Origin of the sequence: Streptomyces sp. NPDC058469 (assembly GCF_042721125.1) — a bacterium.
Taxonomy (GTDB): domain Bacteria; phylum Actinomycetota; class Actinomycetes; order Streptomycetales; family Streptomycetaceae; genus Streptomyces.
Genome location: NZ_JBHXME010000078.1, coordinates 12,698 through 33,789, shown reverse-complemented (window position 1 = coordinate 33,789; position 21,092 = coordinate 12,698). Strand labels below are relative to the sequence as shown.

Here is a 21,092-nt window from a genome sequence, read left to right as displayed (position 1 = left end):
TCCCGGGAGACGGAGTGTTCCGACAGGGCGGTCGAGGTGTTCCGACAGGGCGATCAGGGCTCGACGGTCGATGTCAGTGGCGCCTGCCAGGATGCCCGGACACCACAGACGCCACCACGATCAGGAGAGACACATGGGCACCTGAGGCGTCGGCCCCTTCGACAACGACACCGCGGCGGACTGGTGCTGCGACCTCGACGACGCCTCACCGGACGCGCGTCAGGGCTTGGTCCGCGACACACTCGCGCGAGCGGCCGACACCATCGATTGCCTTGACGCGCGCGTCGCCGACGAAGCCATCGCGGCAGCAGCCCTGGTCGCCGCACGATGCCCAGGCGGCGAGCCCGCCCACCCCCACTACGGACCGGACGAGCCGCTCCCTGACCTCACCGGTCTACGCACCCTCGCCCTCCAGGCTCTCGACCGCGTCATGACCGAGCCGTCCGAACTCCTGGAACTCTGGGCCGAACCGGACGGCGACCCCTGGCACACATCCATCAACCGACTCCGCAGCACACTCACGCGCCAACCGCCGGGAGAACAGCTCCGCCTGAGCTGAACCCCCGCCGACAGCGCAACCGCCCGTTCCCCCTCCGGAGGTACATATGAGCTGGGACGTTCTTCTCCTCCACCTGCCCGACGACATCACCTCGGCGCAGGACATACCCGACGACTACGCCCCGCGCCCACTCGGCCGACTGCACGAAGTCCTCGCGACCGTGAGCCGGGCCGAGCCCGAAGCCGACCTCTCGGATCCCACCTGGGGCGACCTCACCGGACCCACCTGGTCCATCGAACTCAACATCGGCTCGGAAGATCCCGTGGACTCGATCATGTTGCACATCCGCGGCTCCGGCGACGACGTGCTCGCCTCCGTCTTCCGTCTCGCGGACGCCTTCGGCTGCAAGGTGCTGGACTGCCCCTCAGGAGACCTGATCACTCCGGAAGGACCCTCGGGCTGGCACGCCTTCCAGGAGTTCCGCGGCCGCGTGGTCGGGGGAGGGTGAGACGGGAAAGTGCGACACTTATGGCCAAAGTGTCACACTTTTTCGGAGAGGGTGTCCCGGGGGGGGCGGCGACCGCCCTCACGCCGCCACGCGGCCCGATGCATCCGGCAGCAACTCGAACCACACGACCTTCCCCTGCGCAGGCCCGATCGCGAAGCTCCCCCAGGCATCGGCACAGAGCTCCACGAGGGCGAGACCACGACCGCCTTCCGCGTACGGCTCCGGGCAGCCCGTCGGATGCGGAGGCAGCAAGCCCGCGTCCCAGACACTGGCCCGCAGCCGCTTGTCCGCCCACTTGAGGCTCAGGGAGGCGGGGCCGGGCGCGTGACACCAGGCGTTGGTGAGCAGTTCGGAGGTCAACAGGACGGCGATATCGGCGAGTTCGGGGAGGGCGTGCCGGGCGAGGACCGAGCGGGCGATGGCGGGAGCGAGGGGGTCGTACGGGACGCGGAGGGTGTAGCGCCACTCGGAAGGGGGTTCGGGCTGGCGTTCGTCCATGGCAACTCCTGGGCGACGGAAGGAGGTTGGCGGCCTGCGATCGGCCAGGCACTCACCGTAGGACAGGGTGGAAACATCTGCTACTGATTCGCGCTATTTATCGTGCAAGTAGACCCGATCGTGTGGCGCAGGCAAGACTGTCGCCCATGCCACCAAGGACATCACCGACGTTGCGACAGCTGCGCCTGGGAACCGAACTGCGGCGCATGCGAGAGCAGTCGGGACTCGCCATCAATGACGCAGCCACCGCGCTCGGCGTGAGCCGCACGCACATCACCAACGTGGAGCTGGCCCGCTTCGGAGTGAGCGAGCAACGGGTGCGCACCCTCGCCTCGATCTACGACACACCGGACCAGGCCTACGTTGATGCGCTGGTGGGCATGACCCAGGACCGCAAGCCCGGTTGGTGGGAGGAATACCGGGGGTTCATCGGTACAGGAGCAGTCGACCTCGCCGAGCTGGAGTTCCACGCGACGGGTCTGCACGTGTTCGCCGCCATGCATGTGCCCGGCCTGCTCCAGACCGAGGAGTACGCCCGTGCCGTACTCGCGGAGAGGGTGCCCGTCTGGCCGGGCCCCGAGCTTCGCCGCCGGCTCTCGCACCGTATGAAGCGCCGCGACATCCTGGACCGAGAGACTCCGGTCTCGTGCACGTTTGTCGTCCATGAGGCCGCACTTCGGCTGTGCTTCGGCGGCCAGGACGTCATGCGTGCGCAGCTCAAGGAACTGGTCGAGTCGTCACGCCGCCGAAACATCACCGTACGGGTCATCCTCTTCAGCTCCGGCGGCTTCCCGGTACCGGGGCTGACCGTGTCGTACACGTCCGGCCCGGTGCCCCAACTCGACACGGTGCAGCTCGACACCTCGATCGCCACGGAATTCCTCGATGCGCCCACTCAGTTGTCGAACTACCGTGTGCTCATGGAGCGCATCACCAAGGCCGCGCTTCCCAAGAAGGAGTCACGTGAGTTCATCCACTCCCTCGTACAGAGCGCCTGAAGGGGGAAACGTGTCCCAGCTCCTCTGGCAGAGGTCGTCCTACTCCGGCTCGGGGGACAACAACTGCGTCGAACTCGCGGCGTCGGACACCACTCTCGCCCTCCGCGAAAGCGACGCCCCCACCGTCGTACTCAACGCCCACCGCCCCCAACTCGCCGCCCTTCTAAGGCACATCAGGACCACCACACCCCGCCGATAATCAGTTGCCCCGGCTCGCACACCTCCCCGTACCGTCTCCCCGTGACAGAGCCGGAAACAGAGACACAGACCCTCCTCGCCGCCTACGACGAGCAGATGCGCGGCACCCCGCCCATTCCGCCCGCCGGAGTGACGTACGAGAAGGACGGGCCGCTGCTGCGGACCGTCGGACAGTTCCGGGGGTTCGTGAGCGGGCCGCGCGACCTGGGGGTGCAGGGGCGGGAACTGGACGAACTGATCGTGCGGCAGCGGGACTTCTTCGCGGCGCGCGGGGAGAGCGTGGAGTGGAAGACCCGCTCCCACGACGTGCCCGCCGACCTCACCGACCGACTGCGGGCGGCGGGGTTCGTGCCCGAGGAACAGGAGACCGTGCTGATCGGGCCGGCCGAGGAGATGGCCGTACGAGAGCCGGTACTGCCGGAGGGGGTCACGATCCGCCGGGTCACCGCCCGGGCGGACCTGCGGCGGATCGGCGCCCTGCAGTCGGCCATCTGGGACATGGACCTGAACTGGCTGGCCGCCGACCTGCTGGGCCGGATCGCCGCCGCTCCGGACGAGATGGCCGTCTACGCCGTCGAGGCGGAGGGCGAGATGGTCTCCGCGGCCTGGCTCGCCTTCCGGCCGGGGACGGAGTTCGCCAACCTGCTGGGCGGCTCGACGGTCGCCGAGTGGCGCGGCAAGGGCATCTACCGCGCCCTCGTCGCCACCCGAGCCGCCCTCGCCGCCGCCCGCGGAGTCCCGTACCTGCACGTGGACGCCTCGGACGACAGCGCACCCATCCTGCGTCGGCTGGGCTTCCGGGCGATCACTACGACCACGCCGTACGTGTGGTCCTCGGAGCAACCGAAGAAACCGAAGTAACCGAAGCAACCGGATCAGGAGTGCGTGCGACCCGCGTAGCAACTCCTCGTCCACCGAGGCCTGTTGGTCCACCGCCTGGTTGAACGCGGCCCGGCATGCAGGGAGTCAGACCCGCGCAACCTCAACCCGAGGCACCCCAGCCGTCCCAGCCACCCGTGCCGCCCCTGCCACCTGTCCGGCCCGCGCCCAACGCCGTATCAGCGGCCAGGTCGCGACGCCTATCGAGAGCGAGATCAGATGGCCCCAGTTCGTCATGGGGTCGGTGAACGCGATCAGGTCCTGGACCAGTGTCCAGCCGAACAGGGCGATCAGCGGCAGGCCGAGCCACGGACGCAGCAGGCCGGCCAGCGCTCCTATGCTCGTGGCGACGCCGAAGCTGATGCCGTAGTCGAGGCGGTGGAGTGAGCTGTCGGGCAGGTGGCCCGCCAACACCGCGATTCCCACGGTCCCTTCGGTCGCGAGCGTGGCCACGATGTGGCCGAACAGGAAGACCCCGGCGGTCCGCACCCCGCCGATCCGCCGTTCCAGCGCGGTCAGCACGAGCAGGAAGAGGAACGCGTACGGCGACACCATCCCGCCCACGATCCACAGCGCGCTGGCGACCAGCACGAGGAACGGGTCGCGGAGCAGGTGGGTGACATCTGTGCTGGACGCCTGGTGCAACTGGCCCACGAGCGTGGGACCGGCGTACTGCGCGACGAGCGAGGTGACGACGAGCAGCATCCCGTAGCAGAAGGTGAACGGCGTCCCGGTGGGCGTGGGCAGCAGTCGCCAGGGGCGGAGGCGGCTCAGCGCGGCCGGGGCGGCGGCGAACCGGGGCAGCGGAGGAACGGCGGGGGTGGACGCCGAGACGGACACCGCCGCCGGGCCCGGGACGGTCGCGGCCACCAGGACCGAAGCCGGAGCCGAAGCCGGAACGGACAGCCCCAACTCCCCAGCCGCTTCCAGGACTTCCAGCGCTTCCCGCTGTCTCGGCATCGCGTCCAGCAGCCCGGAGTCCAGGGCCGAAGCCGACCCGGATTCCTCGGCCAGGGGCCCGCCCGGAGGCGTGGCCGAGGCCTGGGTGTCGGCCGTCGCGATCCGTTCCACGGTGAGGCGCTCCTTCCGGTTCGGCCCCACCCTTCGCCGTCCCACCTGCCGCTGTCTATGACCGACGCCACGCGAGAGCCGATTCACAGCAACCTGAAAGCCTTCTCACGCGTCCGCCGGTACCTTGCGCCCGGACGAGTCCGCCCAGGGTTAATTCGGCTGCCCGATCCGGTGAAACTGCCAGGATGGGTTGCATGACCACCGCGTACGACACCGCCGCGTACGACCCTCCCTCGTACGACAGTCCCGTTGTCCTGGACCGTCGCGAGGGCCCCTACGGCGAGGTGGTGCTGCGCCGGCACGGGGAGTTGCTCCAGATCATCGCCAACGGGTGCTTCCTGATGGACACCTCGGACGGGCGGTCGGAACGACTGCTGGTCGACGCCGCGTACGACGCGCTCGACGGGCGCCCCGAACCTGCCGTGCTGCCGGACGTGTTGATCGGCGGACTCGGCGTCGGGTTCTCGCTCGCGCATGCCGCCGCCGACCGCCGTTGGGGCCGGATCACGGTCGTGGAGCGGGAGCCCGCGATCGTCGAATGGCACCGTTCAGGACCGCTGTCGGCCCTCTCCGCGGCCGCTCTCGCCGATCCGCGGACCGCAATTGTGAAAACGGATCTAGTCGCATTCGTCAATGAGACTTGCGCCACTTTTGACGCGCTCTGCCTCGACATCGACAACGGTCCCGGCTGGACCGTCACCGAGGGCAACGACAGCCTCTACTCACCGGCCGGACTGGCAAGCTGCGCAAGGGTGTTGAGACCGGGCGGGGTACTCGCCGTATGGTCGGCGCAGCCCTCTCCGGAATTTGAGCAGACCTTATGGAATGCCGGGTTCCAACAGGTGCGTACCGAAGAGATCCCCGTTGCCCGAGGCGTTCCCGACGTCGTGCACCTCGCTGTACGACCTGGATAGCAAAGGCGCCGTCACTCCCCGTACTCTGCTTCCCTGACGCAGATCATTCAAGCGTCAAGCGCAGTCATGGGATCACCCCACTGGTTCCGGAAAGCACACTTCAGGGGCGGGCGATGGAGCAGACACACACCTCCCACAACGGTACGGCCACGGCCACGCCGGGCGCACAGCGCCGGGTGCTGGTGGTCGAGGACGACCCGACGATCGTCGACGCCATCGCGGCCCGATTGCGCGCCGAGGGATTCCTCGTACAGACCGCGGGCGACGGGCCTTCGGCCGTCGACACCGCCGAGGCCTGGCAGCCCGATCTGCTGATCCTCGACATCATGCTGCCCGGCTTCGACGGACTGGAGGTCTGCCGCCGTGTGCAGGCCGCCCGCCCGGTGCCGGTGCTGATGCTCACCGCGCGCGACGACGAGACCGACATGCTGGTCGGGCTCGGGGTCGGCGCCGACGACTACATGACCAAGCCGTTCTCGATGCGGGAGCTGGCGGCGCGGGTGCACGTCCTGCTGCGCCGCGTGGAGCGTGCCGTGGTGGCCGCGTCCACCCCGCGCTCGGGCATCCTGCGGCTCGGCGAGCTGGAGATCGACCACGCGCAGCGCCGGGTACGGGTGCGCAGCGAGGACGTCCATCTCACGCCCACCGAGTTCGACCTGCTGGTGTGCCTGGCGAACACCCCGCGTGCCGTGCTCTCGCGCGAGCAGCTGCTCGCCGAGGTGTGGGACTGGGCGGACGCCTCCGGCACCCGCACCGTCGACAGCCACATCAAGGCGCTGCGCCGGAAGATCGGCGCCGAGCGGATCCGCACGGTGCACGGCGTCGGCTACGCGCTGGAGACACCGACGCCATGAGCGACGGGCCGACGTCACGGAGGAGCCCCGGGGAGCCCTGGGGCGGCGTACGCCCGTTCTCGATCAAGACCAAGCTGGGTGCTCTGGTCGTCATCGCGGTGCTCATCACCACCGGGCTGATGATGATCGCCATGCGCACGGCGACGGAGCTGCGCTTCATCACGGTCTTCTCGATGATCGCCACACTGCTGATAACGCAGTTCGTGGCCCATTCGCTCACCGCGCCGCTGGACGAGATGAACACGGTGGCCCGGTCCATCTCGCGCGGTGACTACACCCGCCGGGTGCGCGAGAACCGCCGCGACGAACTGGGCGACCTGGCCGAGACGATCAACGTCATGGCCGACGAGCTGGAGGCCCAGGAGCGCCAGCGCAAGGAACTCGTCGCGAACGTCTCGCACGAGCTGCGCACTCCCATCGCGGGCCTGCGCGCCGTACTGGAGAACGTCGTCGACGGCGTCTCGGCCGCCGATCCGGAGACCATGCGGACGGCGCTGAAGCAGACGGAGCGCCTGGGACGGCTCGTCGAGACGCTCCTCGACCTCTCCCGCCTGGACAACGGCGTCGTACCGCTGAAGACCCGCCGCTTCGAGGTGTGGCCGTATCTCTCGGGTGTGCTGAAGGAGGCCAACATGGTCGCCTCCGCGCGCGCGGGCATCGCGTCGGGTTCGGGGAGTCACACGCGGACGGACGTCCATCTGCACCTGGACGTGTCCCCGCCGGAGCTGACCGCGCTCGCGGACCCGGAGCGCATCCACCAGGTCGTCGCCAACCTGATCGACAACGCGGTCAAGCACAGCCCCGCGCACGGCCGGGTGACGGTGAAGGCGCGGCGCGGGTCGCTGCCGGAGTCGCTGGAGCTGGAGGTCCTGGACGAGGGACCCGGCATCCCGGAGGCGGAGTGGGCGCACATCTTCGAGCGGTTCAACCGGGGAGCGGTGAGCTCACCGCACGGACCCGGCAGCGACGGCGGTACGGGCCTCGGTCTGGCGATCGCCCGCTGGGCGGTGGATCTGCACGGCGGCCGGATCGGTGTGGCCGAATCCGACCGTGGCTGCAGGATTATCGTCACCCTCCCGGGACTGTCTTCCGTGCCAAGTTGACGTAAAGTTCGACCCGGAGCCCCAAGATCCACGACGGTCCGCGCTGACGGACACGTGTGATCAGGCACAGACCCGCGCCGTCGGCGCGTCCGGCCCGCATCGACGCGTCCCTTCTGTAGCGGAACCACGCTTGTTTCCCGCCATTTCAGTGCTCGAAACACACTTTCCGATGTGACTTACGCGACGATGGACCGGCCCGACCTGACCTTGGCCGTCATGGGGGCGTAGCCTTAATTCCCGCTGTCCATCACCTTGTGAAGCGGAAGAGGGCGGTTGCCGCCGTGTCGTCACAGTCCCCCAGTAACTCGACCATCTCGACCGAGTCCGACCAAGCCGCGGGTAAGAATCCCGCGGCGGCGTTCGGGCCCAACGAGTGGCTCGTCGACGAGATCTATCAGCAGTACCTCCAGGATCCGAACTCGGTTGACCGAGCCTGGTGGGACTTCTTCGCCGACTACAAGCCGGGCGCGGCTGCCGCCCCGACCTCGACTTCGGCGGGTACTGCGGCCGCGGGGGCCGTAGGAACCACCCCGGCCCAGGCGGCACCCGCCGCCCCGGCGCCGGCCCCGGCCGCTCCTGCTGCGCCCGCCGCGCCCACCGCTCCGGCGGTTCCCGCGCCGGCGCCCGCAGCCGCCGCTCCGGCGCCGGTGAAGGCCGTAGCCCCGGCTCCGGCCCCCGCGAAGCCCGCCGCGGCCGTAAAGCCGAAGGCGGAGCCCGCGACGGAGGCCGTCGGTGGTCCCGAGTACGTGACGCTGCGCGGCCCCGCCGCCGCGGTCGCGAAGAACATGAACGCTTCGGTCGAGGTGCCCACGGCGACGTCCGTGCGCGCGGTCCCGGTCAAGCTGCTCTTCGACAACCGCATCGTCATCAACAACCACCTGAAGCGTGCCCGGGGCGGGAAGATCTCCTTCACCCACCTCATCGGCTACGCGATGGTGCAGGCCATCAAGGCCATGCCGTCGATGAACTACTCCTTCGTGGAGAAGGACGGCAAGCCGACCCTGGTCAAGCCGGAGCACGTCAACTTCGGTCTCGCCATCGACCTGGTGAAGCCCAACGGCGACCGCCAGCTCGTCGTCGCCGGCATCAAGAAGGCCGAGACGCTGAACTTCTTCGAGTTCTGGCAGGCCTACGAGGACATCGTCCGCCGCGCCCGCGACGGCAAGCTGACGATGGACGACTTCACCGGCGTCACGGTCTCCCTGACCAACCCCGGCGGCCTCGGCACGGTCCACTCGGTGCCGCGTCTGATGCCCGGTCAGTCGGTCATCATGGGCGTCGGCTCCATGGACTACCCGGCGGAGTTCCAGGGCACGTCCCAGGACACCCTGAACAAGCTCGGCATCTCGAAGGTCATGACGCTCACGTCGACCTACGACCACCGGGTCATCCAGGGCGCCGCCTCCGGCGAGTTCCTGCGGATCGTCGCGAACCTCCTGCTCGGCGAGAGCGGCTTCTACGACGAGATCTTCGAGGCGCTGCGCATCCCGTACGAGCCGGTCCGCTGGCTCAAGGACATCGACGCGTCGCACGACAACGACGTGACGAAGGCCGCCCGCGTCTTCGAGCTGATCCACTCCTACCGGGTCCGCGGCCACGTCATGGCCGACACCGACCCGCTGGAGTACCGCCAGCGCAAGCACCCCGACCTGGACATCACCGAGCACGGCCTCACCCTGTGGGACCTGGAGCGGGAGTTCGCGGTCGGCGGCTTCGCCGGCAAGTCCCTGATGAAGCTGCGCGACATCCTGGGCGTGCTGCGCGACTCGTACTGCCGCACCACCGGCATCGAGTTCATGCACATCCAGGACCCGAAGCAGCGCAAGTGGATCCAGGACCGCATCGAGCGCTCGCACTCCAAGCCGGAGCGCGAGGAGCAGCTGCGCATCCTGCGCCGGCTGAACGCGGCGGAGGCCTTCGAGACCTTCCTGCAGACGAAGTACGTCGGCCAGAAGCGCTTCTCCCTGGAGGGCGGCGAGTCCGTCATCCCGCTGCTCGACGCGGTCATCGACAGCGCGGCCGAGTCGCGCCTCGACGAGGTCGTCATCGGCATGGCCCACCGAGGCCGCCTCAACGTTCTCGCGAACATCGTCGGCAAGTCGTACGCCCAGATCTTCCGCGAGTTCGAGGGCAACCTCGACCCGAAGTCGATGCACGGCTCCGGCGACGTGAAGTACCACCTGGGCGCCCAGGGCACCTTCACCGGCCTGGACGGCGAGCAGATCAAGGTCACGCTCGCGGCGAACCCGTCCCACCTGGAGACGGTCGACCCGATCATCGAGGGCATCGTCCGCGCCCGCCAGGACATCATCAACAAGGGCGGCACGGACTTCACGGTCCTCCCGCTCGCCCTGCACGGTGACGCGGCCTTCGCGGGCCAGGGCGTGGTGGCCGAGACGCTCAACATGTCCCAGCTGCGCGGTTACCGCACCGGCGGCACGATCCACATCGTCATCAACAACCAGGTCGGCTTCACCGCCGCCCCGGAGTCCTCGCGTTCGTCGATGTACGCGACGGACGTGGCGAGGATGATCGAGGCCCCGATCTTCCACGTGAACGGCGACGACCCGGAGGCCGTGGTCCGTGTGGCCCGCCTGGCCTTCGAGTTCCGTCAGGCGTTCAACAAGGACGTGGTGATCGACCTCATCTGCTACCGCCGCCGCGGTCACAACGAGTCGGACAACCCGGCCTTCACCCAGCCCCTGATGTACGACCTGATCGACAAGAAGCGCTCGGTGCGCAAGCTCTACACCGAGTCCCTCATCGGTCGCGGCGACATCACCCTTGAGGAAGCCGAACAGGCTCTCCAGGACTACCAGGGCCAGCTGGAGAAGGTCTTCACCGAGGTCCGCGAGGCCACCGCCCAGCCGGGCGCCGCCCCGATGTCGGACCCGCAGGCCGAGTTCCCGGTCGCGGTCAGCACCGCGATCTCCTCGGAGGTCGTGAAGCGGATCGCCGAGTCCCAGGTCAACATCCCCGACCAGTTCCACGTCCACCCGCGTCTGCTGCCGCAGTTGCAGCGCCGGGCGACGATGGTCGAGGACGGCACGATCGACTGGGGTATGGGCGAGACGCTCGCGATCGGTTCGCTGCTGCTGGAGGGCACCCCGGTCAGGCTGTCCGGTCAGGACTCCCGCCGCGGTACGTTCGGCCAGCGCCACGCGGTCCTCATCGACCGTCAGACGGGCGAGGACTACACCCCGCTCCAGTACCTCTCCGAGGAGCAGGCGCGCTACAACGTCTACGACTCGCTCCTCTCCGAGTACGCGGTCATGGGCTTCGAGTACGGCTACTCGCTGGCCCGCCCCGACGCGCTCGTGATGTGGGAGGCGCAGTTCGGCGACTTCGTCAACGGCGCGCAGACGGTGGTCGACGAGTACATCTCGGCGGCGGAGCAGAAGTGGGGCCAGACGTCCGGCGTCACGCTCCTGCTCCCCCACGGCTACGAGGGCCAGGGCCCGGATCACTCCTCCGCGAGGGTCGAGCGCTTCCTCCAGCTCTGCGCCCAGAACAACATGACGGTCGCGATGCCGACGCTCCCGTCGAACTACTTCCACCTCCTGCGGTGGCAGGTGCACAACCCGCACCACAAGCCGCTGGTGGTCTTCACCCCGAAGTCGATGCTGCGCCTCAAGGCCGCCGCGTCGAAGACGGAGGAGTTCACGTCGGGCCAGTTCCGCCCGGTCATCGGCGACGACACCGTGACGGACCCGGCGGCCGTCCGCAAGGTCGTCTTCGTCGCCGGCAAGCTGTACTACGACCTGGAGGCCGAGCGCGCCAAGCGCGGCACCACGGACGTGGCGATCATCCGCGTCGAGCGTCTGTACCCGCTGCCGGGTGCGGAGCTCCAGGCGGAGGTCAACAAGTACCCGAACGTCGAGAAGTACCTGTGGGCCCAGGAGGAGGCGGCCAACCAGGGCGCCTGGCCGTTCATCGCCCTCAACCTGATCGACCACCTGGACCTGGCGGTCGGCGCGGATGTTCCTCACGGGGAGCGGCTGCGGCGGATCTCGCGCCCGCACTCGTCGTCTCCGGCGGTGGGGTCGGCGAAGCGGCATCAGGCTGAGCAGGAGCAGTTGGTGCGGGAGGTGTTCGAGGCTTAGGTCTCGACGGCTTGGTCTTACGTTGGGTGGGCTCGGCTCCGAGTTGTAGTTGCTCGGGGCGGGCCCATCGGCGTATCTGCGTCCGAGTCAGAAGTCGGGGGGCGGATCGCAGAAGACGGCGAGATGACGGGCCCAAGCGGCCTCCGGTGCACGGCGGGTGGCGCTGTATGCCCTCAAGTAGCCGACCTGCGCGACGAGTTCACGAGCGGTGCCGACCCGCCGCAGCAGGTCCTCGGCCCGCTCGTAGAAGTCGGCGCAGTCGGCGTGGGTCGCGGCCCGACTCCACAGCATGAGGGGGAAGCTCAGGGACTTGGCCAGGTCGAGGCCGGTGGTCGGCGTGGTCGCGTCGGCGTGCCGGCACAGGAGCGGTACCGAGTTGAGGGACGTCTGCGCCCAGTCGACGCCGCCTGCCCCGTGGAGCCGAAGGCCCTTCAGCGGGCCTCTGGACACCACGCCCCAACGCCGCCGCCATGCCTGAAGCGAACGGTCCTTGCCGTCCTGGCTTCGTACGAAGACGTTCCGCTCCCATCCGAGGGTGGCCGCGTCCGGGAGCCGCCAGTTCTCCACGGGGAGGTCCCACAGCAGCTCGCTCGGCAGGGAGAACTGGACGGATGCCACGGCGCCGGGCGTCTCGGCCTCCGACAGCGCCTCCACGAGATGCCTGTGCAGCCGCTCCGGCAGGTCTTCGGCCCGCCCGCCCGACATGTCCTCCTCCAGGCCCACCACCCCGTTGCCCCGCACCAGGACAAGGCTCCAGCCGTAGGCCTCGGGGCCGGTGCGCTCGATCTCCACGCGCACAACTGGTCCGATCCGGGTGAAGTCCGTGTCCACGCGGCTGAAGGCGGCGCCGACATCCTGCCCGCCCTCACCCGTGAGGCGCTGGCGGGCGGAGTCGGTCCAGTTCCGCAGCGCGGCGAGGGCGGGGGCCTGGGCCGGGCCGCTGCGGGTGACCAGGTGGGCCCAGACACGTGCGGCGTACAGGAGCAGGCGCTCGTCGGTGGCGAAACGGTTCAGGAATCCGGCGCCGTCCCGCCAGTGGCGTGGGGGAACGTCAGGCCGTTCTCGTGGCCCGAGCAGTTCCAGCACCATCTTCGGCTCGGTGGGCGGCTCCAACTCGGCGAGCAGACCGTAGAGTTCGGTCCGCTCGTCGGGCGGGAGAGCCTGGGTCGGTGTGTCGGTCAGCCCGAGTTGAACGCCGGTCCAGGTCATGTGGGAACCCCGTTCGGCGAACCGCTCGGCGTGGTGCCGGTCATGTGCCCGTACGAGCCCGTGCCACAACTCGGCGCCCGTGGGGCCCTCTTCGCACAGCGCTCTCAGCGCCTCGATGCGGACGGCCTCTCCCCTCCCGCCGCCGTCAGCCCGCCGGGACTTGATGACACCGATGACGGAGCCGTGGTGTCCGTCGATGACGGGACCGCCCGCGCTCCCCAGGGGGATCAGGTCGCCGTCCAACAGGAAGGTGTCCCGGTTCAGTCGTCCGGAGACCGCGGCTGCCGTGGCGACCACCCGGGGCGCGTCCAGGGGCCCTTCCGCGCCGTACAGCGTCGCCGGTCCGTTGTGAGCGATCTGACTGTCGGTGAGCCACAGGCAGTCGACTCCGGCCACGTCAGGCACGTGCAACAGCGCCAACTCGCCCACGTCACGGACCCGTTCGACCTGGTGGCGGCGGCCGTCCATGGTGGTGATGCCGACGCCCGACTGCCGGTCGCGGCCCTCGACCACGTGGGCCGCGGTGACCACCCAGCCGGGTGCCAGAAAGAAACCGCTGGCCGATACGACACCCTGCGCGTCGGCCGGGGCATGGACGCGGACCAGGGCACGACGGACGAGTTCGTCCCAATCGGTCGCCTGTGCGGTCGGGTTCTCCTCCTCGGGGGTGGACACCCGCAGCGCGTCGACCACCTCCGCCCAGGCCCCGTCCTTGGTGGTGATCAGCGCGTGACCGCCGCTGATCAGCAGGTCGTTGGCGTCCTGCAGGTCGTCCCAGCCGTCGTAGACGATGAGCCAGCGGAGGTTGGCCTCGCGGAGGCGACGGAACAGTTCGTGGAGTTGTGCGAGGTCGTCGGCGTGCGCGAGTGTGGAAGCGAACCGTTGGATGTCGCCGAGTCTCGTCGCGTGGTCCCGGGCCCGGATCCACCCCACGAAGTCGTAGTCGCCGGCGAACCGACGTACGTACTCCGCCGCGAGCTGTGACTTGCCTGACGACGGCGGTCCGACCAGGGCGCAGGCCGCCGAACCTCCTTGAGCAGTCGACAGCTTCCCGCGAAGTTGTCCGAGAAGGTCTTCCCGGAGGACGTATCCCGGCGAAGGTGTGGGCACCATGCCCCACACCACCTGGACAGGTCCGGGAAACTCGAAGTCCGGGGCTTCGGGCGGGGGAGCGCCTGGATCGTCGTCGCCCAGAATGTCCAGCAGCCGCCATCTGGCCACGCGCTCGGTCAAATTGGCCAGGGAGAGGACCGGTTCCAGGCCCGAGCTCCAGTGCGGCGGAGGCCAGGGAGCGCTGACATCGACGGTGACAATCAGCTGTTCGGCCATCGCCACGAGGTTTGCCAGTGCCACCTCGAACACTTTGCAGCCGTTGCCGAGAAGAAGGAGCACCGGCGACGCGAACGCCTCCCGCAACTCGTCGACATCGGTCCACATCCGCAGATCCACGCCGTATCCCGCAGCACTCAGCACGTGGGCCGTCCAGAGCGCCCACGCCATGTCGTCCGCCACGTAGAACACGGCAAACCGCTCACGCCGCACCTCCGGCGGCGCGAACCGCCCCAACACCTCCCGCGACACCTCGGCGAACGCCGCCGGAACCCCCTCCTCCTCCCCCGGAGGCAGAACAGCCGCACCTCCCGTCAGCCCCGCCAACGCCAACGCCGGAAAGTTCCGCGCCCGACGCCCGAAGTGCCGCTCCACGTACGCCCCGCAGTGCTTGAGCACAAGCAGCGCATCCCCTCGGGGCAACAGCCGCAGCAACTCCTCCCGCACCCCGGGAACGAACTCGTACCAGCCCTCCCCATCTCCCCGCCTCAGCAGCCCACTGAGCAGAACCTCGGCAAGCACAGACGGCCCACTGTGCGGCTGTACCGGGTGAGCGTGATCGACAGGGCCGCCTTGGCCTCGCCGTCGGCGAGCAGCGCCACCGCCTTGCCGGGCTTCATCGCCAGTTCCACCCCGAAGGTGGCGCTGACCTCGTCGGGCCGCACGGCACGCGCCGCCGCCAGCACGGCACCGCCGACACCGCTGACCAGTTCGTTGAGCTGGTCGATCCGCGCGGCCATGTGATCGAGGGCGCCCACGTCCTCGTACGCGAACTCGTCGGCCCCACCGGGCACTTCCTCGGCCGAGAGCACACTGACCCGCGCGAGCACCCGCTCTCCCCCGGGCAGCTCGATCTCCTGGATCTTCCGTTCCATCACGCCCCCGTACGACGGTCTCGTCCGCCTGTGGTCATTGTGCCCAGCCACGCGCGCGTGAGGTGCGGGATCGGAACCTTTGCCCCGCGCATAACCTGGGGGTGTCAGACCCACGCCCCCAGGAGAATCCCCCGTGTACTTCACCGACCGAGGCATCGAAGAGCTCGAAAAGCGACGCGGCGAGGAAGAGGTCACCTTCGAGTGGCTCGCCGAGCAGCTCCGCACCTTCGTCGACCTGAACCCGGACTTCGAGGTCCCGGTGGAACGCCTGGCGACCTGGCTGGCACGACTGGACGACGAGGACGACGACGAGTAGTTCCTACGATGCCGATGCCCTCGTCAGGGAGCAGGCCGGGGGCGTCAGTCGCGCGGGCGGGCGAGGTCGTAGGCGAGGCCGAGCGTCCCGTGGGCCAGGAGCAGCGCCCCGGCGACGATCCAGCCTCCGCTACGGCGTCGTAGGCCCCAGGTCGTGAGCGGGAGGCCCGCCGCCATCTGGGTCAGGGCCAGGGCGCGTGCCTTGGGGGTGCCCGACCAGGGCATCCAGGGGCCGAGGCGGCTGCTGTCGACCGCGTCGAGTTCCGCGCGGACCGCTTCGCGCCAGCCCGCCCGTTCGACCTGTCGGGCATCCGGCCGGACGCGGGCGATCTCCCGGAGGCGGTCGGCGGGTTCGCCCGGGGTGAGGCCGGTGGGCAGGGCAACTCCCGCGCGCGTGAGGACCGCCAGGAGGCCGCGGAGACGGGCGCGGGCGTCGGCTTCGGGGTCCGGTTTCGTCAGCTGGTCCAGGGACTGCAGGTCCAGTACGGGGTCCAGCCCCAGGCGGGCGGCGAAGGTGCGCATCGCCTCGTCCTCGCCGGCCGGGGTGCCGTCGGTGAGCCAGACGTAGCCGACGGGACGGCGGAATCCCGAGGCCAGGGAGTAGCCCGCGCGGTCGGCGTCCCACCACAGGGCGAGTACGGGCCAGGAGGCGCCGACGGCGAGCGCGGTGGCCCAGCCGGTGAGGACGCGGTCGACCGGTTCCTCGCCGTGCAGCCAGGGCTTGCCCTCGGGGACGAGCACGCTCCAGTCGTCGCCCGCGCTGGTCAACAGCATGCGTTCGCGGAGCGGATGGGCCGCCTGGGCGACGGACTCGGGGTCGGCCCGGCAGAGCAGCAGGGCGCCCGGGGTGGCACCGGTCCGGCGTCTGGCCTGGGGCTTCTCCGTCGGCATGGTCACACGCTAGGGCAATTTGGTCGCTTTCGTCGGCTGTGCGGTGATGAGTGACCGATTGCCGGCCGGTCACAGGCCGGCCGGAGACCGGCCGCCGATCGACTACCGACCACCGAAACGAGTGTCTTGACTTTCCCCATCCGCGATATATCGTGTTTCTCGGAAGACGCGATATGGCGCGTCGTGTCCCGCCCCGTTAGGCCGAGGAGGTCTGCATCATGTCCGAGTGGTCCGTCGCAGAGCCCAAGAAGCTCACGTTCGACGAGCCCGTGAGCGATCTCCACGTGCGCATCGTCAACGGAACGGTGAACGTCGTGGGGACGGACGAGGGTTCCGCCCGCATCGAAATCTCCGAGATCGACGGGCCGCCCCTGCTGGTGACCCAGACGAACGGCACGCTGACGGTGGCGTACGAGGACCTCCCCTGGAAGGGCTTCCTCAAGTGGCTCGACCGGAAGGGCTGGCGGCGCAGCGTGGTGGTCTCCCTGGCCGTTCCCGCGAGCACCCGGGTCGAGGTCGGGGTGGTCGGCGCCGCGGCCGTCGTCTCCGGGATCAGCGGGCCTTCGGTGGTGCGGGGGGTCACGGGCGACACGACCCTCGTCAGCCTCTCCGGATCCGTCCGCGCCGAGACGGTCTCCGGAAACCTGGAGGCCCAGGCCGTCACCGGCGACCTCCGCTTCAACTCCGTCTCCGGCGATCTCACCGTCGTCGAGGGCTCGGGACCCTCCGTGCGCGCCGAGTCCGTGAGCGGCTCGATGATCGTGGACCTCGACCCGGACGGCCCGACCGACGTCCGGCTCACCAACGTCTCGGGCGAGATCGCCATCCGGCTGCCGCATCCGGCGGACGCGGACGTCGAGGCCAACACGGCGAGCGGTTCGATCTCCAACGCCTTCGACGGACTGCGGGTACACGGCCAGTGGGGCGCCCACAAGATCACCGGCCGCCTGGGCGCGGGCACCGGAAAGCTGCGCGCCACCACCGTCTCCGGCTCGATCGCACTCTTGCGCCGCCCGGCGGCGGAGGACGAGGGCGAGGGCGAGGGCGAGGGCGGATCATGGGCCGGGAACACGGAGGCGACCGTCACGGCGACGCGGGCCGACAAGACACCTCGGCCCGACATGACGAAGGGGCCCGACGTGGCGACAGGGCCCGAGGGCAGTAGGCCGGGTGGGCCGGGCGACACGGCCGAGCGGGCGAAACCCGAGGGCGAGAGCCTGGGCGACACCGCCGGGGAGACGGGGCCCGAGCGCACGACCAAGACCCAGGACGCTTCGGACGACGCCACGGATGCCCCTGCACCCAGCGTGACTGACGACGCTTCCGGCGCCCCTGTGGACGGGGCTAAGGGCGACTCGGGGGACAATTCCGTTTCCGGCCCGGGCGGTGCCTCCGGCACCGACGCGGCCGACGGCACGACCGACAAGAAGGTGCTCTGACATGCCTCCCGTCTTCGCCCACGGCCGCCTCCGCCTCTACCTGCTGAAGCTGCTGGACGAGGCCCCCCGACACGGCTACGAGGTCATCCGCCTCCTGGAGGAGCGCTTCCAGGGGCTGTACGCACCCTCGGCGGGCACGGTCTACCCGCGCCTGTCCAAGCTGGAGGCCGAGGGCCTGGTCACCCACACCACCGAGGGCGGCCGCAAGGTGTACGCCATCACGGACGCCGGCCGCGCCGAACTGGCCGACCGCAGCGGCGAGTTGGCCGACCTGGAGCTGGAGATCCGCGAGTCGGTCGCCGAACTGGCCGCCGAGATCCGGGCCGACGTCCGGGGCGCGGCGGGCGATCTGCGCCGCGAGATGCGCGCGGCGGCCACCGAGGCCCGGCAGGGAGCCGGCACCGGTCGGGGCCGGCAGAGCGAACACGAGGGCCCTGCCGGGGACTTCACCGACTTCGGTGACAAGGAGTCGTGGCGCGCCGCCAAGGAGGAGATGCGCCGCGCCAAGCAGGAGTGGAAGGAACAGGCCCGGCGCGCCAAGGACGAGAGCCGCCGGGCCCGCGAGGAGGCCCAGCAGGCCCGGCGCCAGGCGAAGGAAGCACAGGCGCGGGCGTGGGCGCAGGCCCAGGAGGAGATGCAGCGCATCGGCCGCCAGGTCCAGGAACACGCGCAGGACCACTTCGCACGCGGCGACTGGCCCACGGGCGTACGGGAGAGCCTGACCGAACTGGCCAAGGAGTTCGGCGACTTCGGAAAGGAGTTCGGCAAGGACTTCGGATTCGGGCGACCGGGGACGGGCGCAGGGTCGGGGGCAGGCGCAGGTGCGGGCAAGTCGGCCTCGGCACCGGCGACGCCGTCGGCATCCGGGGCACCCGGACCCGAGTACAGCCAGAACCCGGAGGACTTCCCGGCCGAGTACGAACCGGCCTGGGCCCACGAGGACTCCACCGGCGAACCGGCCCGCGATCTGGACCGGCTCCTCGACCGCTTCCGGGACGACATCCGTGACGCGGCCCGCGACCGCGGCGTCACCGAGGACCAACTCCGCGACACCCGCCGCCACTTGTCCACGGCGGCGGCACACATCGGGGCGGTGCTGCGCGGCGGCCGCAAGGCCTGAGCCGACGCCGCGAACGCAGGTGGTGCGCCCAGGAACCAACCCCAGGCGCACCACCCCGGCGCACAGGTCCCCAGGCCCCTCAGCCCGCCGCCCGCGCCTCTCCCCCGCCGTACAGGACGCGTGTCGCCGCTTCGTGCGTCACCCCGTGATCGGCGAGTACCTCACCCGGCACGCCGGGAAGGACGGTCAGGGCGAGGAGGAGGTGCTCGTCGCCGATGTGCCGGTCCCGGTGGGCGACGGCGATACGCAGGGACTTCTCCAGGACGTTCTTGGCACCGCGACTGAAGGTACGGCGGCCCGACCACGACTCCTTGAACTTCCGCTCGCCGGACATCGCCCCGACGCCGTGCACCTCCTCGACCCGGGCGACGATCTCCGAGACGTCGATACCGAGCCCGGCAAGGGCGTCGGCCTCGGCCTGCGAGAGCCCCGCGCGTCGGCGCGCGTCACCCAGAGCCTGCCGTACGGACTCCTTGCGTTCCTCGGGAGCGAGACCGAGGGCGGTCAGGGCGAAGGAGGCCCGGCTGCCCTGGCGGTCGAGGAGGGCCAGCAGAAGGTGTTCGGGGTCGACGGAACCGGGCCCCGACCGCTCGCGGTGCTCCACCGCGCCCTGCACCACGGCGCGGGCGTCCTTCGTGAACCGTTCGAACATCACTGCCTCCCGTACTTCTTGTGCACGGCCTGCCTGCTGACACCGAGTTCCGCGGCGATCTCCTGCCACGACCAGCCCTGGTTGCGCGCACTGCGCACCTGCACCGCCTCCAACTGCTCCACCAGCCTGCGCAGCGCGGAGACGGCACGCAGGCCGACCCGTGGATCACGGTCACCCGCGCGCTCGGCGAGATCCGTTGCTTCGGTCATGACGTCAACCTACGTTGACACGCTCCTGATGTCAACCAAAGTTGACAAGGAATGGCCACGCAAGGAATGGCGACACACGCGGTGGTGACACACGCAGACGGCCGGCCCGGAGAACCGGACCGGCCGTACAAAGCCACGCGCAGGGAAGCGAGTTGCCAACCAGAGCTGCTATCCGAGCTTGCTACCCGTTCGTGAGGACGATCTTGCCGAACTGGCCGCCGGAGTCGAGCCGTTCGAAGCCCTCGCGGGCGCGGTCCATCGGCAGCACCTCGTCGATGACCGGGCGGACACCCGTCGCGGCGCAGAAGGCGAGCAGATCCTCCAGCTCGTCCTTGGTGCCCATGGTCGAGCCGACGACCTTGAGTTCGAGGAAGAAGATACGGGTCAGTTCGGCGTGCGAGGGGCGGTCGCCGCTCGTGGCACCGGAGATGACAAGCGTGCCACCGGGCTTCAGGGATTTCACCGAGTGGGACCAGGTGGCGGCGCCGACGGTCTCGATGACGGCGTCCACGCGCTGCGGCAGCCTCGCCCCCGGCTCCACCGCCTCCACGGCACCGAGCTCCAGCGCCCGCTTCCGCTTGGCCTCGTCCCGGCTGGTCGCGAAGACGCGCAGCCCGGCCGCCTTGGCGAGAACGATGGCGGCCGTGGCGACACCGCCGCCGGCGCCCTGGACGAGCACCGAATCACCGGGCCGTACACCGGAGTTGGTGAAGAGCATGCGGTACGCCGTAAGCCATGCCGTGGGCAGACAGGCGGCCTCCGCGAAGGACAGTTCCTTCGGCTTCGGCAACACGTTCCACGTCGGCACGGCGACCCGCTCGGCGAAGGTGCCCTGGTAGTGCTCGGTGAGGATGGAACGGGGTTCCTTGGGGCCGACGCCGTGGCCGGTCTGCCCGATGACGGAGTGCAGGACGACCTCGTTGCCGTCCTCGTCGACACCGGCGGCGTCGCAGCCGAGGATCATCGGCAGCTTGTCCTCCGCGAGGCCGACGCCGCGCAGGGACCACAGGTCATGGTGGTTGAGGGAAGCGGCCCTGACATCGACGACACTCCAGCCCGGCCGGGCCTCGGGGGCGGGACGCTCCCCCAACTCAAGGCCGGAGAGCGGCTGGTCGCGGTCGATTCGGGCGGCGTAGACGGCGAACATGACCTTGACGATAGGCTCCGCCGGTTGACCAGGGAACTACCTCGGGCTGTGACACATGCCCTGTTGCGGAGCGGGGGGTTTGCCGGGGGGCGCGGGTTTGCGGGGCGGGGGCGTGTCTGCCGGGGGGCGCTGGGTTTACGGGGCGGGCGGCGCGTTTGCCGGGGGCACAGTGTTTTCGGGCGGGTGGGGTGTTCGCCGGGGGCGCGGGGTTTGCGGAGGTCGCGGGGTTTGCGGAGGTCGCGGGGGGCGCAGGGTTTGCGGGGGTCGCGGTGTTCGAAGGG

The 21,092-nt window shown here is 69.8% G+C and carries 18 protein-coding genes and 2 pseudogenes; 12 read left to right on the top strand and 8 right to left on the bottom strand.

What is annotated here, in order from left to right:
- Positions 1-148: 148 nt before the first annotated feature.
- Positions 149-559: pseudogene (locus ACFWP5_RS29160) on the top strand (DUF4259 domain-containing protein); the annotation flags it as partial.
- A 46-nt stretch (positions 560-605) separates the two neighbouring features.
- Complete coding sequence (locus ACFWP5_RS29155) at positions 606-1,007, top strand: hypothetical protein (RefSeq protein WP_384162760.1); 402 nt, start codon at positions 606-608, stop codon at positions 1,005-1,007.
- A 78-nt stretch (positions 1,008-1,085) separates the two neighbouring features.
- Here ACFWP5_RS29155 and ACFWP5_RS29150 read toward each other — a convergent pair whose 3' ends face one another.
- Positions 1,086-1,505, bottom strand: a complete 420-nt coding sequence (locus ACFWP5_RS29150) for an ATP-binding protein (protein ID WP_384162757.1) — start codon at positions 1,503-1,505, stop codon at positions 1,086-1,088.
- 146 nt (positions 1,506-1,651) lie between these two features.
- On the opposite strand from ACFWP5_RS29150, the gene ACFWP5_RS29145 reads away from it, so the two are divergent.
- The 3 genes from ACFWP5_RS29145 to ACFWP5_RS29135 all read left to right on the top strand — a co-directional run bounded on the left by ACFWP5_RS29145 (position 1,652) and on the right by ACFWP5_RS29135 (position 3,562).
- Complete coding sequence (locus tag ACFWP5_RS29145) at positions 1,652-2,503, top strand: helix-turn-helix domain-containing protein (RefSeq protein WP_384162754.1); 852 nt, start codon at positions 1,652-1,654, stop codon at positions 2,501-2,503.
- Between the two features lie 10 nt (positions 2,504-2,513).
- A complete protein-coding gene (locus ACFWP5_RS29140) occupies positions 2,514-2,702 on the top strand; it encodes a DUF397 domain-containing protein (RefSeq protein WP_384162751.1) in 189 nt (62 codons plus the stop codon).
- A 95-nt stretch (positions 2,703-2,797) separates the two neighbouring features.
- Positions 2,798-3,562: a GNAT family N-acetyltransferase gene (locus ACFWP5_RS29135; protein WP_384162801.1), complete on the top strand. Its 765-nt coding sequence runs from the start codon at positions 2,798-2,800 to the stop codon at positions 3,560-3,562.
- A 105-nt stretch (positions 3,563-3,667) separates the two neighbouring features.
- Here ACFWP5_RS29135 and ACFWP5_RS29130 read toward each other — a convergent pair whose 3' ends face one another.
- A complete protein-coding gene (locus tag ACFWP5_RS29130; protein WP_384162748.1) occupies positions 3,668-4,651 on the bottom strand; it encodes a rhomboid-like protein in 984 nt (327 codons plus the stop codon).
- A gap of 194 nt (positions 4,652-4,845) precedes the next feature.
- Between ACFWP5_RS29130 and ACFWP5_RS29125 the strand changes: the two genes are divergently transcribed.
- From ACFWP5_RS29125 to ACFWP5_RS29110, 4 genes are all read left to right on the top strand, one after another.
- Positions 4,846-5,565 (top strand): spermidine synthase, encoded by a 720-nt coding sequence (locus ACFWP5_RS29125; RefSeq protein WP_384162745.1) that lies wholly within the window; start codon positions 4,846-4,848, stop codon positions 5,563-5,565.
- Positions 5,566-5,678: 113 nt separating this feature from the next.
- Positions 5,679-6,419, top strand: a complete 741-nt coding sequence (locus ACFWP5_RS29120) for a response regulator transcription factor (protein ID WP_033282112.1) — start codon at positions 5,679-5,681, stop codon at positions 6,417-6,419.
- Positions 6,416-7,522, top strand: coding sequence for a sensor histidine kinase (locus tag ACFWP5_RS29115; protein ID WP_384162742.1), 1,107 nt, complete (start codon positions 6,416-6,418; stop codon positions 7,520-7,522). Before ACFWP5_RS29120 ends, ACFWP5_RS29115 begins: the two co-directional genes overlap by 4 nt.
- Positions 7,523-7,803: 281 nt before the next feature.
- Positions 7,804-11,625 carry a multifunctional oxoglutarate decarboxylase/oxoglutarate dehydrogenase thiamine pyrophosphate-binding subunit/dihydrolipoyllysine-residue succinyltransferase subunit gene (locus tag ACFWP5_RS29110; RefSeq protein WP_384162739.1) on the top strand — a complete coding sequence of 1,274 codons (3,822 nt, stop codon included), beginning with the start codon at positions 7,804-7,806 and terminating at the stop codon, positions 11,623-11,625.
- 87 nt (positions 11,626-11,712) lie between these two features.
- On the opposite strand, the gene ACFWP5_RS29105 is transcribed toward ACFWP5_RS29110, so the two are convergent.
- Positions 11,713-14,685 (bottom strand): trypsin-like peptidase domain-containing protein, encoded by a 2,973-nt coding sequence (locus tag ACFWP5_RS29105; protein WP_384162737.1) that lies wholly within the window; start codon positions 14,683-14,685, stop codon positions 11,713-11,715.
- Positions 14,652-15,038: a CU044_2847 family protein gene (locus ACFWP5_RS29100; RefSeq protein WP_384162735.1), complete on the bottom strand. Its 387-nt coding sequence runs from the start codon at positions 15,036-15,038 to the stop codon at positions 14,652-14,654. The genes ACFWP5_RS29105 and ACFWP5_RS29100 overlap by 34 nt, the downstream gene beginning before the upstream one ends.
- A 133-nt stretch (positions 15,039-15,171) precedes the next feature.
- Between ACFWP5_RS29100 and ACFWP5_RS29095 the strand changes: the two genes are divergently transcribed.
- On the top strand, positions 15,172-15,354 hold the full coding sequence (locus tag ACFWP5_RS29095) for a DUF6104 family protein (RefSeq protein ID WP_019075209.1): 183 nt from the start codon (positions 15,172-15,174) through the stop codon (positions 15,352-15,354).
- Positions 15,355-15,398: 44 nt separating this feature from the next.
- Here the strand turns inward: ACFWP5_RS29095 and ACFWP5_RS29090 are convergent, their stop codons facing one another.
- Positions 15,399-16,244 carry a hypothetical protein gene (locus ACFWP5_RS29090; protein ID WP_384162732.1) on the bottom strand — a complete coding sequence of 282 codons (846 nt, stop codon included), beginning with the start codon at positions 16,242-16,244 and terminating at the stop codon, positions 15,399-15,401.
- 218 nt (positions 16,245-16,462) lie between these two features.
- Between ACFWP5_RS29090 and ACFWP5_RS29085 the strand changes: the two are divergent.
- Together ACFWP5_RS29085 and ACFWP5_RS29080 are read left to right on the top strand one after the other, a co-directional pair.
- A pseudogene (locus tag ACFWP5_RS29085) lies at positions 16,463-17,281 on the top strand (DUF4097 domain-containing protein); the annotation flags it as partial.
- 403 nt (positions 17,282-17,684) lie between these two features.
- Positions 17,685-18,803, top strand: a complete 1,119-nt coding sequence (locus tag ACFWP5_RS29080; protein WP_384162729.1) for a helix-turn-helix transcriptional regulator — start codon at positions 17,685-17,687, stop codon at positions 18,801-18,803.
- 79 nt (positions 18,804-18,882) lie between these two features.
- On the opposite strand, the gene ACFWP5_RS29075 is transcribed toward ACFWP5_RS29080, so the two are convergent.
- The 3 genes from ACFWP5_RS29075 to ACFWP5_RS29065 form a co-directional block, all read right to left on the bottom strand.
- Entirely contained in the window at positions 18,883-19,455 is a 573-nt protein-coding gene (locus tag ACFWP5_RS29075) for a Clp protease N-terminal domain-containing protein (protein WP_384162726.1), read from the bottom strand.
- Positions 19,455-19,664 (bottom strand): helix-turn-helix domain-containing protein, encoded by a 210-nt coding sequence (locus ACFWP5_RS29070; RefSeq protein ID WP_266772466.1) that lies wholly within the window; start codon positions 19,662-19,664, stop codon positions 19,455-19,457. Before ACFWP5_RS29070 ends, ACFWP5_RS29075 begins: the two co-directional genes overlap by 1 nt.
- A gap of 181 nt (positions 19,665-19,845) precedes the next feature.
- Positions 19,846-20,811, bottom strand: coding sequence for a zinc-binding dehydrogenase (locus ACFWP5_RS29065; protein ID WP_384162723.1), 966 nt, complete (start codon positions 20,809-20,811; stop codon positions 19,846-19,848).
- Positions 20,812-21,092: the final 281 nt, after the last annotated feature.

Excerpts from the sequence above, each read along its gene's own strand:
- ACFWP5_RS29155 (WP_384162760.1), top strand. The coding sequence starts at position 606 with ATGAGCTGGGACGTTCTTCTCCTCCACCTGCCCGACGACATCACCTCG.
- ACFWP5_RS29150 (WP_384162757.1), bottom strand. The coding sequence starts at position 1,505 with ATGGACGAACGCCAGCCCGAACCCCCTTCCGAGTGGCGCTACACCCTC.
- ACFWP5_RS29145 (WP_384162754.1), top strand. The coding sequence starts at position 1,652 with ATGCCACCAAGGACATCACCGACGTTGCGACAGCTGCGCCTGGGAACC.
- ACFWP5_RS29135 (WP_384162801.1), top strand. The coding sequence starts at position 2,798 with ATGCGCGGCACCCCGCCCATTCCGCCCGCCGGAGTGACGTACGAGAAG.
- ACFWP5_RS29125 (WP_384162745.1), top strand. The coding sequence starts at position 4,846 with ATGACCACCGCGTACGACACCGCCGCGTACGACCCTCCCTCGTACGAC.
- ACFWP5_RS29120 (WP_033282112.1), top strand. The coding sequence starts at position 5,679 with ATGGAGCAGACACACACCTCCCACAACGGTACGGCCACGGCCACGCCG.
- ACFWP5_RS29115 (WP_384162742.1), top strand. The coding sequence starts at position 6,416 with ATGAGCGACGGGCCGACGTCACGGAGGAGCCCCGGGGAGCCCTGGGGC.
- ACFWP5_RS29100 (WP_384162735.1), bottom strand. The coding sequence starts at position 15,038 with ATGGAACGGAAGATCCAGGAGATCGAGCTGCCCGGGGGAGAGCGGGTG.
- ACFWP5_RS29090 (WP_384162732.1), bottom strand. The coding sequence starts at position 16,244 with ATGCCGACGGAGAAGCCCCAGGCCAGACGCCGGACCGGTGCCACCCCG.
- ACFWP5_RS29080 (WP_384162729.1), top strand. The coding sequence starts at position 17,685 with ATGCCTCCCGTCTTCGCCCACGGCCGCCTCCGCCTCTACCTGCTGAAG.
- ACFWP5_RS29075 (WP_384162726.1), bottom strand. The coding sequence starts at position 19,455 with ATGTTCGAACGGTTCACGAAGGACGCCCGCGCCGTGGTGCAGGGCGCG.
- ACFWP5_RS29070 (WP_266772466.1), bottom strand. The coding sequence starts at position 19,664 with ATGACCGAAGCAACGGATCTCGCCGAGCGCGCGGGTGACCGTGATCCA.
- ACFWP5_RS29065 (WP_384162723.1), bottom strand. The coding sequence starts at position 20,811 with ATGTTCGCCGTCTACGCCGCCCGAATCGACCGCGACCAGCCGCTCTCC.